Genomic DNA, 12,181 nt, shown 5'->3' with positions numbered 1-12,181 from the left:
ATCGAGGGCGCGGAGTCGACGACGGCGGGGCCCCGGGCGCGCGACCCCGGGACCCCGGGGGTCGTCAGTGCATGTGCTTGCCGCCGTCGACGTTGATCGAGGTGCCGTTCACGAACGACGAGTCCTCGGAGACGAGGAAGGCGATCAGCCCCGCGACCTCCTCGGGCTGGCCCACACGCTGCAGCGGGATGTTCGAGGACATGCCGGCCTTGCGCTCATCGGTCAGGGTGCCGCCCATGATGTCGGTGTCGATCGGGCCGGGCAGGATCACGTTCGCGGTGATGCCGAACTCGCCCAGCTCACGGGCGAAGCCGCGGGTCAGGCCCTGCACGGCGGCCTTCGCGGCGGCGTAGCCGGTCTTGGAGAAGGTGCCGCCGCCGTCGAGGGCGGTGATCGAGGCGGTGTTGACGATGCGGCCGCCCACGCCGCCATCGATCATGCGCCGCGACGCGGCCTGGGTCATGAGCAGGGTGCCCTTGGCGTTGACGTCCATGACGCGGTCCCAGATCTCGCCGGTCAGCTCGAAGAAGGAGTGCGGGCTGGGGATGCCGGCGAGGTTCACCAGCGCCACCACCGGCGGCAGCTCCGCGTCGATGCGGGCGAAGGCCGCGTCCACGGAGGCCTGGTCGGAGATGTCGACGCCGACGCCGAACACGCGCACGCCGGCCTCGGCGGGCAGCTCGGCGGTGACCTCGGCGGCGAACTCCTCGACGGCGGGGCCGTCGATGTCGGCCGCGGCGACGGACCAGCCCTCGGCGAGGAGTTTGCGGACGACGCGGCGGCCGATGCCGCGCGGGGCGCCCGCGCCGGTGACGACGGCGGTGCGCGCCTCGGGGAAGGGCTGGATGCGGGTGATCTCGAGGGCCATGGGTGTTCTCCTTCGAACGGGGGTGCGGGGTGCTGGGAGTGTCGTGGGTGTTGAGTGCCGGACGGGGCACGACGGGGCCGAAGGGGCCGGTCAGGGTCCCGCGGAGCCCGCCGGGGCCGCGCGGATCAGGCGAGGGCGGAGGCCAGCACCTGCCGGATGTACTGCACGTTCTCGGCGATGACGCCGAGGGAGTCGGAGCCGTAGTGCTCGCAGCAGAACGGCCCCGAGTAGCCGAGCTCGAGGGCGCGGCGGATCACGGTGCGGTAGTTGATGTACCCGTACTTGAGTGGCATGGGCGCGCTCGAGTAGGCACCGGTCGCGGGGTCGAGGTCGCGGGTGTAGTTCTTGATGTGCCAGAAGTTCGAGTGCGGCAGCACCTTCTCGAAGATGTCCTGCCAGGGCTCGACGGGGCGGTGCAGGCGCACGAGGTTGCCGACGTCGGGGTTCAGGCCGACGGACTCGTGGGCCACGTCGGTCACGAAGGAGACCGCGTCGTCGGCGGTGCCGACGTAGGTGTCCTCGTACATCTCGAGGCTGATCTGGATGCCCTGGGCCGCCGCGGCGTCGCCGAGGGTCCGGATGCGCTCGATCGCGAGGTCGCGCAGCGCCGGGTCGTCGACGTGGCCGTCGGCGAGCCAGAACCAGATGGCTTCGTTCTGCGCGGGGGTGGTGGCCTGCATGAAGCCGGTGTTCACGACGGTCACCCCGAAGCTCGGAGCGAGTTCGACGAAGCGCAGGGCGTCGGCGAGGTTCTGCTCGCCGTTCTCGACGTCGACCACTGAGTTGCGGGTCATGGAGATCGAGGAGAGCGAGAGTCCCTCGCCGTCGAGCACGCGGCGGAACTCCTCGACGCGCTCGTCGGAGAGCTTCGCGAGCGGGAGCCAGGCGTCGGTCGGGTCGATCTGGTCGACACCGAGCTCCTTGACCTGTCGCAGCTGCGAGGCCCACACCGAGGAGGACGCCTCGAGGGTGGGGGTGCCGTCGGGCGTGACGCTCCCGAAGGACAGCATGTTGGCGCCGATCGGCCAGGTCTCGGCGGTGTACGGGGTCTGGGCGGAAGACATCGTCGTCCTTTCGTGGAGGCTTCCCGTGGATCCTATAGGAAACGGTGGCGGGAGGGAAGGCGTGCGTGTGGACCGGGCGGACGGCGTGCGCGGCGGCCGGGCGGACGGCGTGCGCGGCAACCGGCCGGACCGGCGGGGCGGACGGGGCGGACGGCGGGGGCGGACCCGAGGAGTCGTCGTCGTCGGCCTGCGGATCCCGCCCCGTCTGCCAGCACGGCCCCAGACGCCCGCGATAGCCTGCCCTCACGCCGACCACCGATTGACCGACCACCTCGGCCCAGCACTCCGAGAGATCCGCGGGGACCTGTGACGACCAGTCCGGACGACCCGGCTCGCACGCCGGCCCAGGGGAACGGTTCGTTCCCCGACCCGTTCGCGCCCGGAACCCCCGCGCCGGCCGGAGGCGCTGCAGCGTCCGGACGCGCTGCGGCGGAGGGAGCCCCGTCGGCGTCCCGCACCCCCGGAGTCCCCGGCGCCCCGGGCGACCAGGACCTCCCGTGGAAGGCGACCGCCGAGCGGCGCGACCTGTGGGGCCCGGTGCAGAAGCCGCTCGAGGGCGCCGTGCACCCGCCCCGCTCGACCGCCGTGGACCGACCCCGGCGGCCGGGCGGCGCCCTCGCGGCGGGCGTGCCCCTGGCGGCGGGCGGGGTCGGTGCCGTGGGAGTCCTCGCACTGGGACTCGTCGCCTCCGTCGCCCTGCCCCTCGCGCTGGTCGCGGCGCTCGGCACCGGGGTCCTGCTCGCCGGAGGCAGCCACCTGCTGCTGCGCGCCCTGCGGCCCGCGCCGACCCTGCTCGTGGAGGCGCAGACCGGCGTCGGCGAGGGCACCCGCGAGGTGCTCGAGCGGATCCTGCGCGCGACCGCGGAGACCCGCGCGACCACCGCCGCGCTGCGTGGCCGCGCCCCCGACCCGGCGGCACGGCCGGCCCTCGACCACGTGGACGCCCTGCTGGGACGCCTCGAGGCACTCACCGGCGCCGAGTCCGTGCAGTCGAGCAGGCCGGCCGATGGCTCCGTGACCCTGCTCGAGGGCATGGCCACCCGGTACCTGCCCGACCTGGTGGAGGCGATCGAGGACACGATCGGCTTCCTCGCCTCCTTCCAGGGCGCCGCCCGCGAGGACGCGCTGGCGAACCTCACCAGCATCGACCACCAGCTGACCGTGCTCGGCGAGAGCCTCGAGGGGGTCGAGCGGGACGTCGTCGCCGGCGTCTCCCGCGACCTCGAGGTGCACGCCGAATTCCTGCGGCGTCGCTTCGCCGACGAGCACCTGACCCCGATCATCGACATCTGATCCGAGCCCGAGGAGAACCGATGGACAAGCTGCAGCCCCCGACCCCCGCCCCCGCGATCCAGGCCGCCGAGCCCGTCGCGGAGATCAGCGAGGAGAAGGCCGTCTCCCTGCTCTCCGACCTGCCCCCGGAGCAGTCGAAGGAGCTCGAGGTCAAGGCGAGCACCTGGCTCGACACGGTCACCGCGCTGAACCCGCATTCCCAGGAGTTCACCGCGCAGGTCACCGCGATCGGCGCGGTCGCCAAGAAGACCTTCGACCGCACCGGTGCGACCTCCTCGCGCTTCATGGACCAGTCGCTGCGGGACGCGAAGGGATCCGGCACCTCCGAGAAGGTCTCCAAGAGCCTCGCCGACCTCCGCACGCGCATGGAGGACCTGGCCCCCAAGCCGGACACCTTCGCGACGAAGGCGCTCGGCTTCCTGCCGGGTCGCGGCGCGGCCAAGCGCTACTTCCGCGGCTTCGAGTCCAACCAGAAGCAGCTCGACGAGGTGCTGCAGGCCCTCGGCCGCGGCCAGGAGATGCTCCTGCGCGACAACGCCGAGCTGGCCGTCGAGCGGCGCTCCCTGTGGGAGGACCTCGGCAACCTGCAGAAGGCCTCCCAGCTGCTGCAGCAGCTCGACGGCCAGGTCGTCGCCCGCGCCGAGCAGGCGAAGGCCGAGGGGCGACCGGAGGTGGGCGCGGCCCTCGAGCGGGACGTGCTCTTCGCGGTCCGCCAGCGCCGCCAGGACGTCGCCACGCAGATCGCGGTGACCGTGCAGGCGTACCTGTCGATGGGCCTCATCGAGGACAACAACACCAAGCTCGCCCAGGGCGTCGAGCGGGCCCGCACCACCACGGTGACGGCGCTGCGCACCGCGGTGATCACGGCGCAGGCCCTCGAGAACCAGAAGATCGTGCTCGACCAGATAGATGCGGTCAACAAGACCACGAACGACCTCATCGACCGCACCTCGGAGATGCTCGCGCAGAACACCGTGCGCATCCAGGAGCAGGCCGCGACCTCCGGGGTCTCCCCCGAGACGCTGCAGCGCGCCTTCGACAACCTGTTCACCACCATGGACGGGATCGACGCCTTCCGGGCGCAGGCCAACCAGAACTTCCTCACCACGGTCACCGCCCTCGAGCAGCAGGTGCAGCGGGCCCAGCCGTACATGAACCGGATGCAGGCCGAGGGCATCGAGGCCGGTCCCGGCACGGGAGCGCCCTCGCTGCGGTCGGCCGCGGACATCCTCGCCGTCGAGGACTGAGGGGCAGGGCGACGGGGCGGTTGGAGTCGGCGCGGTGGGCGACCGGCGGCCGACGGTCGACCGGTTGGTAGGTTCCTCCCATGCCCGTCTTCTCCGACGACTCCTCGGCTGCGATCGCCTCCTCCCTGCAGGCCGTCCCGGCGGGGACCCCCGTCTCGCAGGTCGCCCATCGGCTGCTCGAGCTGTTCACCGGCGGTGAGCTCGAGGTGGGCACGCGCCTGCCCCCGGAGCGGCAGCTCGCCGCGTCGCTGGGCGTCGGCCGCTCCGCGGTGCGGGAGGCGCTGGCCGCCCTCGAGATCCTGGGCATCGTCGACGTGCGTCCGGGCTCCGGCACGTACTTGCGCGGTGCGGCGAGCGATCTGCTGCCGCAGACCCTGCGCTGGGGCCTGATGATCGGCGAGAAGAACACCGCCCAGCTCATCGAGCTGCGCGCGGGCCTGGAGAGCTACACGGCGCGGCTCGCCGCGGGCCGGGTCGACGCCGCCCAGCTGGAGACCCTGCGCGGCTCGGTGGCGGCGATGCGGGGCGCGTCTGCGGCCCAGGCCGGGGCCGACGAGGCGAGCGCGGGCATTCCCGACGACGTCCTCGCGACCTTCGTCGCGGCTGACGCGGAGTTCCACGCGGTCCTCGCCCGTGCCGCCGCCAACCCGATGCTGACGGATCTGCTCGACGTCACCCGCACCCTGCTGCGGGTCTACAACGACCGCGCCGTGCACCACCCCGAGGACATGCACCTGGCCGGCGAGGAGCACGCCGCGATCCTCGCCGCCCTCGAAGAGGCCGACGGAGACCGCGCCGCCTCCGCGATGGTCGCCCACATGGAGACGGCGCGCTCGCGCCTGCTGCGCGCGGCCGGCGGCGACCCGTCGGCGGGTGCGGGGCGGTGACCGGACCGGCTCCGGCCCCCCGAGCGGAGGACCCCACCGGGAGGGGCAACAAGCGCGCGACCAGCGCCGACGTGGCGAAGCGGGCCGGGGTCTCGCGAGCGACCGTCAGCTACGTGCTCAACGACCGCCCCGACCAGTCGATCCCTGAATCGACGCGACGCCGCGTGCTGCAGGCGGCGCGAGCGCTCTCCTACGTGCCCAACGCGAGCGCGCGTGCCCTGCGCGGCAAGTTCCCGCCGGTGATCCTGCTGGTCAACACGGCGATGCCGTTCGGTCGCAACGTCGGGGAGCTCACCGACATCCTGACTCGCCACGCCGCCGAGAGCGGCTACTCGGTGGTGAGCTTCCAGTCCGGGGACGCAGCCGCGCTCGCGGCGACCATCGCGCACCTGCAGCCGCAGCTGATCCAGTCCTCGATGCCCCTGGCGGCGGACGCCCTGGCGACCATCGCGGGCAGCGGCATCCCCCACGTCGACGGCTGGAGCAGGCTCCATGACGCGGACGGGCTCAGCGTGATGTGCCGGCTCCAGGTCGACCGGCTCCTCGCCGCGGGCTGCCGGCGCATCGCCTATCTCGGCGCTGCGGACAGCGACCTGGCCGTGTTCGCCCGCGATCGCGAGCAGGCCGTGCGGGAGCTGGTCCTCGCCGCGCGCCTCCCCGAGCCGCCGGTCTCGACGCAGCCGATGATGGTCTCGACCGAGCAGCTCATGCCGCTGCGCGCCGTGCTGCGGGAGTGGCGCTCCGGCGCCGATCCCGTCGACGGCGTCGCCTGCTACAACGACTTCTGGGCCGGAGCGCTGCTGCGCGCCGCCCGCGCCGAGGGCATCGACGTGCCCGGCGAGCTCTCCGTGATCGGTCTCGACGACGAGCCGATGGCCGCCTTCCTCGATCCGCCGCTGACCACCGTGGCACTCGATGTCGCGAGCTACGCCCGCGACGTCTTCGACGCCGCGCAGGCGGTGATCGAGGCCGGCCTGAGCGAAGCCTCTGCGGTCCGGATCAGCCATCAGGCGCACGCCGTCCTCATAGAGCGGGAGTCGGCGGCGCCCCCGCGCGTCGGCTAGGCCGTCCCCGCATCCGTCGTCCGCGCCAGCCGGCGCAGCTCGGCCCCATCGCAGCTCACGGGAGCGACGTGCATCGCGCCCGGGGCGCCGGCGTGCGCGCCCTCCGCCCCGCCCTCGCCCGTCTCGGCCGACTCCCGGTCGTCGTTGGCCAACCGGTTGACCAATTGCGCCGGGCTGTGTCAGAGTGCTCCCGAGCGGCCGACGTGGCCCGCTGACACGGACCCGCATCGGAGTGACACGCGCATGAAGATCGGCATCGGCACCTACGCCCTGTTCTGGGAGTTCGAGGCCCGCAACCCCTCCCCCCTGAGCATCGCGGGGATGATCGACCGCGCCGCCGAGCTGGACTGCGAGGTCTTCCAGATCTGCGACGACCCCCGCCTCGAGGAGCTCGACGACGAGGCGCTACGGGCTCTGCGCGACCGGGCCGAACTGCTCGGCATCGAGCTGGAGCTGGGCACCCGCACCGTCGGCCGCGAGCACCTGGCCCGCTTCATCAGCCGCGCCGAGCTGCTGGGCGCCCGCACCCTCCGCTCGATGATCCAGAGCCAGGAGATCGCCGCCGGCGTCCCGGCCGTCGCCGAGGAGCTGGCGGCGAGCGTCCCCGCCCTCGAGGCGGCCGGCGTCACCCTCGCCCTCGAGACCTACGAGCAGATCCCCACGGCGACGCTGCTGGAGGTCATCGATCGCGTCGGCTCGCCGCGGATCGGCGTGTGCCTGGACCCCGCGAACTGCGTCTCCGCCCTCGAGCACCCGCGCCAAGTCGTCGTGGCCTGCGCCCCGCGCACCGTGAACCTGCACGTGAAGGATTTCGCCTTCGCCCGCCAGGAGGGCTGGGTGGGCTTCACCTACTCCGGCGCACCGCTCGGCGACGGCCTGCTCGACCTCGACCACGAGCTGACCAGCGTCTACGGCGCCGGGCGCGCGGACGCCGACGGGGCGGCGAGCCCCGGCGTCCGCCCCGCCCCCAGCGCGATCGTCGAGCACTGGCTGCCCTGGCGGGGCGACCTCGCCGCGACCCTCGCTCTCGAGCGCGCCTGGACCGACCGCACCCTCGCGGCGCTGCGCGACTGGCGCGCGACCCACCGCCCGTCGGCCCGCTGAACCGCCCATCGGCCGCCCGACCTGCGCGGCCGAACCGCCCGTCGGCCGCCCGATCGCGCTCCCCCACCGACCACCCTCACCACCCGATCCCCCGCGAAGGAGAACCCCATGAGCAGCAGCAAGGAGCTCAACCCCCTGTTCGGCAAGACTGTCGAGCTGGACCCGTCGATCAGCGTCGCCGTCGTCGGTGCCGCCGGGAAGATGGGCACTCGCGTGTCCAACAACCTCAACCTCACCGATGCCCCCGTGCTGTACGTCGAGGCCTCGGAGGCCGGCCGCGAGCGCCTCGCCGCGCTGGGCCGCGAGGTCACCGAGCTCGAGGACGCCGCCGCCGCGGCCGACGTCGTGATCCTCGCCGTGCCCGACGTGATCCTCGGGAAGATCTCCGCGCAGGTCGTGCCGCTGATGCAGGACGGCTCCGTGCTGCTCACCCTCGACCCGGCCGCCGCCTACGCCGGCCTGCTCACCGAGCGCGAGGGCGTCCACCAGGCGTGCGCGCACCCCGCACACCCGTCGGTCTTCCTCGAGCGCACCACCCCCGAGGAGTGGGCCGACACTTTCGGCGGCATCGCCGCGCCGCAGGAGGTCGTGGCCGCCTACGAGGGCGGCGACGAGACGATCCGGGAGAAGGTCGCGCAGGTCATCCGCGCCATCTACGCCCCCGTCATCGACGTGCACTGGGTGACCGTCAAGCAGCTCGCCCAGCTCGAGCCCACCCTCGTGGAGACCACCGGCTGCATGATCGGCCAGTTCCTCAAGGACTCGATGGACCACGCGATCCACGAGGTCGGCATTCCCGAGAAGGCCGTGAAGGCGCTGTTCTACGGGCACATCTTCATCTCGCTGACCAATGCCCTGCGCGGCTCGAATCCGTTCTCCGAGGCGTGCCTGCGCGCCATGGACTACGGACGCGAGTCGATCATCCAGCCCGACTGGACCAAGGTCTGGGACGACGCCGAGCTCGATCGGGTCCTCGCCCAGATGCTTGACATCCCCGCGATCGAGCGCTGATCCGGGCGGCATCGCGCCGCTCTCCCCGCACCGGACCGGACCGGTGCGCTCCCCCGCCGCGCCCCTCCCGAGGCGGCGGAGGAGCGCGCCCGGCCCTGCTCCGTCGCCTCCGCACGCCCTCGTCACCCCTCTTGACCTCCACCCCCACACCGAGAGCCCCCATGGACCCCTTGCTGCTCATCGCCATCGCCGTCGGTGCTATCGCGATCCTCCTCGTGACCGTGATCTGGCTGAAATGGCCCGCCTACGTCTCCCTGCTCGTCGTCTCCGTGCTCACCGCGCTGGCCGGGGGTATCGCCCTCCAGGACGTCGTGCCCCTGCTGATCGAGGGCATGGGCGGGACGCTGGGCTCCGTCGCCCTGCTCGTCGGCCTCGGCGCCATGCTCGGCGGCATCATCGAGAAGACCGGCGGAGCCGAGGCGATCGCCCTCCGCGCCGCCGATCTGCTCGGCGAGAAGCGCCTCCAGCAGGCGCTGCTGATCGCCTCCGGCCTGGTCGCGATCCCGATCTTCTTCGACGTCGCCTTCATCATCCTGGTCCCGATCATCTTCGCCTTCGCGAAGGCGGCCGGGCACCGCACGCCCGCCATGATCGGCATGCCCGTCGCGGTGTTCATGGTGTTCATCCACAACACCGTCCCGCCGCACCCCGGCATCGTCGGCTCGACGACCCTGCTCGGCGAGGAGCTCATGGGCCTCGTGACGCTGATGGGCATCGCCCTCGCCGTGCCGATGGGCTTCCTCGTGCACGCCCTGGGCAAGCGGCTCATCCCCGCGGGCGGTCTGTCGATGAGCACCGAGACCGCCGAGCGCTACGCCTCCACCGGCGCGGTCTCGGTCCGCGGCGGCTCCGGTGCGACCGGCGGTTCCGATGCGACCGGCGGTTCCGTCTCGTCGGCCGACGGCGGCTCGACCGGCACCCGCCGACCCCCGGCCCTGCTGGTCACCGTACTGATCCTGCTGCCGATCCTGATGATCGCGGTCGGCACCGTCGGCAAGGTCGTCTTCCCCGAGGGCTCGCCCGCCGCGAACGTCGTCGCCTTCATCGGCGCCCCCGCCTTCGCCCTGCTGATCGCCACCCTGATCGCGATGTACCTGCTGGGGATCATGCACGGCTGGGGCCGCCAGCAGATCAGCGAGGTCATGGACGGCGCGCTCGGCCCGGCCGCGATCGTCATCCTGGTCACCGGGGCCGGCGGCGTGTTCGCGAAGGTCCTCACCACCACCGGCGTCGGCGACGCGGTCTCCTCGCTGCTGCTCGGGGCGGGCGTGCCGATCCTGCTGCTCGCCTTCCTGGTGGCTCTCGCCTTCAAGGTCGCGCAGGGCTCCGGCACCGTCGCAACGCTGACCACGGCCGGCATCATCCAGTCGACGGTGCTCGAGGGCGACTACTCCTCGCTGCAGATCGCGCTGATCATCCTCGCGATCGGCCTCGGCTCGCTGTCGCTGTCGCACATCAACGACTCGGGCTTCTGGATCGCCAGCAAGTTCCTGGGCCTTTCGGTGGCCGACGGCCTGCGCACCTGGACCGTCATGACCACGGTCGCGGGCTTCGTAGCCATGGCGATCCTGTCGCTGATCTGGCTGATCGTCTGACCCCGTCGGCCGAACTACCCCACCGCCCCAGATTCCTATAGGATCTGGGGAGCTGATCCCGCTGCCGAGCTCGGCACCTGACAGCGCCGTCCCCGTCGGCGCCCGTGGAGGAAGACCCGATGACGTACCTCTTCAACGACCCCGCCCGTTTCGCCGCCGACGCCGTCCACGGCCTCGCCGCCGCCCATCCCGACCATGTGGCCGTCGTCCACGGCGGCGTGGTCCGGTCGACCGAGACCCCCGCCGGCCAGCCCGCCCTCGTGATCGGCGGCGGCTCCGGCCACTACCCCGCCTTCGCCGGCTGGGTCGGCCCCGGCATGGGCCACGGCGCCCCGTGCGGCAACGTGTTCGCCTCGCCGTCGGCCTCGCAGGTCTACTCCGTCGCTCGCAACGCCGAGAACGGCGGCGGCGTGATCCTCGGCTTCGGCAACTACGCCGGCGACGTGCTCCACTTCGGCGCAGCGGCCGAGAAGCTGCGCGCCGAGGGCGTGGACGTGCGGATCATCAAGGTCAGCGACGACATCATCTCCAACACCCCCGAGAACCACCGCGACCGCCGCGGCATCGCCGGCGACCTGCCCGTCTTCAAGATCGCCGGTGCCGCGATCGAGGCCGGCGCCGACCTCGACGAGGCCGAGCGGATCGCCTGGAAGGCCAACGACGCGACCCGCTCCTTCGGCGTCGCCTTCGAGGGCCCGACCCTCCCCGGCGCGGGCGAGGCCCTCTTCCACGTCCCGGACGGCCAGATGGGCGTCGGCCTCGGCATCCACGGTGAGCCCGGCGTGCGCGACGAGCCGATCGGCACAGCCGACGAGATCGCGACCCTCCTGGTCGAGGGCCTCCTCGCCGAGCAGCCGGAGCGCGTCGAGGGCGGCTACCAGGGCCGCGCGGCGGTGCTCGTCAACGGGCTCGGCACCGTGAAGTACGAGGAGCTCTTCGTCATCTACGCGAAGGTCGCCGAGCTGCTCGGGGACGCGGGCATCACCCCGATCCGCCCCGAGGTGGGCGAGCTCGTGACCAGCCTCGACATGTCGGGGCTCTCGCTCACCCTGGTCTTCCTCGACGAGGAGCTCGAGCGGCTCTGGCTCGCCCCCGCCGACACCCCCGCGTTCCACCGCGGGTCGATGACCGCCGCGGCGGATCGTCCGCGACGCACCTCCTTCTGGGAGGCCGGGGCCGACGAGATCCCCGCCGCGAGCGCCGAGTCCCGCGAGGTCGCCACGCGGATCACCGGCGTGCTCGACCTGTTCGAGGCGGTGTGCGCGCGGGAAGAGGCCGAGCTGGGCCGGATCGACGCGATCGCCGGCGACGGCGACCACGGCCAGGGCATGGCCTTCGGCTCGAAGGGCGCTGCCGCCGCGGCGCGCGAGGCCCTCGAGGGCGGTGCCGGGGCGCGCACGCTCCTCGTGCGTGCCGGGGAGGCCTGGTCGGAGTCGGCCGGCGGCACCTCGGGCGCGCTGTGGGGCGCGGCGCTGATCGCGGCCGGCGGCATGTTCGCCGACGACGCGGGCGCCGACGGCGGCACAACCGTCCGTGCGCTCGACGCCGGCATCGACGCGATCCAGCGACTCGGCGGTGCCCAGGTGGGCGACAAGACCATGGTCGACGCCGCCGCCCCGTTCCGCGAGGAGCTGGCCTCGTCCTTCACCGGCGAGAACGCGGCCGAGGCGATCCTCTCCGCCGCCGACGTGGCCCGCCGGGCCGCCGACGCCACCGCCGACATCACCGCCGCCCTCGGCCGCGCCCGTGTGCTCGGCGAGAAGTCGGTCGGCACCCCCGACCCGGGTGCGATCTCCTTCTCGATCCTCATGAAGGAGCTCGGCCAGCACCTGTCCTGAGGCGGGGGCCCGTTTCTCAGCCCCTTTCGGGCCGATAGTGGTGGAGAAACAGGCCATCGTTACCGGTCCACCTCACGCCGACCGCCGCCCTCCGCCCTCCGCCTTCCAGCTCACCCTCTCGTCCACTTCTCTCGAAGGAGACCCTCATGGCTCTCACCATCGTCACCGGATCCGACAACGCCGGCCACGGCCACAAGACCGCCCTCAAGG

Annotated in this window: 10 protein-coding genes; 8 read left to right on the top strand and 2 right to left on the bottom strand. The window is 72.7% G+C overall.

Annotated elements, in window-relative coordinates; translation table 11 throughout:
- Positions 1 to 64: 64 nt before the first annotated feature.
- Positions 65 to 868, bottom strand: a complete 804-nt coding sequence (locus ACZCAH_RS14795; RefSeq protein ID WP_464341811.1) for an SDR family NAD(P)-dependent oxidoreductase — start codon at positions 866 to 868, stop codon at positions 65 to 67.
- Positions 869 to 993: 125 nt separating this feature from the next.
- Complete coding sequence (locus tag ACZCAH_RS14790) at positions 994 to 1,932, bottom strand: sugar phosphate isomerase/epimerase family protein (RefSeq protein ID WP_464341810.1); 939 nt, start codon at positions 1,930 to 1,932, stop codon at positions 994 to 996.
- A gap of 537 nt (positions 1,933 to 2,469) precedes the next feature.
- Between ACZCAH_RS14790 and ACZCAH_RS14785 the strand changes: the two genes are divergently transcribed.
- The 8 genes from ACZCAH_RS14785 to ACZCAH_RS14750 all read left to right on the top strand — a co-directional run bounded on the left by ACZCAH_RS14785 (position 2,470) and on the right by ACZCAH_RS14750 (position 11,971).
- A complete protein-coding gene (locus ACZCAH_RS14785) occupies positions 2,470 to 3,225 on the top strand; it encodes a hypothetical protein (RefSeq protein WP_464341809.1) in 756 nt (251 codons plus the stop codon).
- A gap of 20 nt (positions 3,226 to 3,245) precedes the next feature.
- On the top strand, positions 3,246 to 4,472 hold the full coding sequence (locus ACZCAH_RS14780; RefSeq protein WP_464341808.1) for a toxic anion resistance protein: 1,227 nt from the start codon (positions 3,246 to 3,248) through the stop codon (positions 4,470 to 4,472).
- Between the two features lie 80 nt (positions 4,473 to 4,552).
- Positions 4,553 to 5,359: a FadR/GntR family transcriptional regulator gene (locus tag ACZCAH_RS14775; RefSeq protein ID WP_464341807.1), complete on the top strand. Its 807-nt coding sequence runs from the start codon at positions 4,553 to 4,555 to the stop codon at positions 5,357 to 5,359.
- Positions 5,356 to 6,423 carry a LacI family DNA-binding transcriptional regulator gene (locus ACZCAH_RS14770; RefSeq protein WP_464341806.1) on the top strand — a complete coding sequence of 356 codons (1,068 nt, stop codon included), beginning with the start codon at positions 5,356 to 5,358 and terminating at the stop codon, positions 6,421 to 6,423. Before ACZCAH_RS14775 ends, ACZCAH_RS14770 begins: the two co-directional genes overlap by 4 nt.
- Before the next feature lie 243 nt (positions 6,424 to 6,666).
- Entirely contained in the window at positions 6,667 to 7,527 is an 861-nt protein-coding gene (locus tag ACZCAH_RS14765) for a sugar phosphate isomerase/epimerase family protein (protein WP_464341805.1), read from the top strand.
- 108 nt (positions 7,528 to 7,635) lie between these two features.
- Positions 7,636 to 8,538 (top strand): phosphogluconate dehydrogenase C-terminal domain-containing protein, encoded by a 903-nt coding sequence (locus ACZCAH_RS14760; RefSeq protein ID WP_464341804.1) that lies wholly within the window; start codon positions 7,636 to 7,638, stop codon positions 8,536 to 8,538.
- Positions 8,539 to 8,699: 161 nt separating this feature from the next.
- Positions 8,700 to 10,133 carry a GntT/GntP/DsdX family permease gene (locus ACZCAH_RS14755; RefSeq protein WP_464341803.1) on the top strand — a complete coding sequence of 478 codons (1,434 nt, stop codon included), beginning with the start codon at positions 8,700 to 8,702 and terminating at the stop codon, positions 10,131 to 10,133.
- Between the two features lie 119 nt (positions 10,134 to 10,252).
- Positions 10,253 to 11,971 carry a dihydroxyacetone kinase family protein gene (locus tag ACZCAH_RS14750; protein ID WP_464341802.1) on the top strand — a complete coding sequence of 573 codons (1,719 nt, stop codon included), beginning with the start codon at positions 10,253 to 10,255 and terminating at the stop codon, positions 11,969 to 11,971.
- Positions 11,972 to 12,181 lie beyond the last annotated feature (210 nt).

The sequence above is a fragment of the Brachybacterium sp. B718/18 genome (assembly GCF_055454375.1).
The sequence above is the reverse complement of the archived record's forward strand: the minus strand, read 5'-3'. Positions and strand labels throughout refer to the sequence as shown.

Coding starts and splice junctions, on each gene's coding strand:
- ACZCAH_RS14750 (WP_464341802.1), top strand. CDS start 10,253: ATGACGTACCTCTTCAACGACCCCGCCCGTTTCGCCGCCGACGCCGTC.
- ACZCAH_RS14760 (WP_464341804.1), top strand. CDS start 7,636: ATGAGCAGCAGCAAGGAGCTCAACCCCCTGTTCGGCAAGACTGTCGAG.
- ACZCAH_RS14780 (WP_464341808.1), top strand. CDS start 3,246: ATGGACAAGCTGCAGCCCCCGACCCCCGCCCCCGCGATCCAGGCCGCC.
- ACZCAH_RS14795 (WP_464341811.1), bottom strand. CDS start 868: ATGGCCCTCGAGATCACCCGCATCCAGCCCTTCCCCGAGGCGCGCACC.
- ACZCAH_RS14775 (WP_464341807.1), top strand. CDS start 4,553: ATGCCCGTCTTCTCCGACGACTCCTCGGCTGCGATCGCCTCCTCCCTG.
- ACZCAH_RS14765 (WP_464341805.1), top strand. CDS start 6,667: ATGAAGATCGGCATCGGCACCTACGCCCTGTTCTGGGAGTTCGAGGCC.
- ACZCAH_RS14790 (WP_464341810.1), bottom strand. CDS start 1,932: ATGTCTTCCGCCCAGACCCCGTACACCGCCGAGACCTGGCCGATCGGC.
- ACZCAH_RS14755 (WP_464341803.1), top strand. CDS start 8,700: ATGGACCCCTTGCTGCTCATCGCCATCGCCGTCGGTGCTATCGCGATC.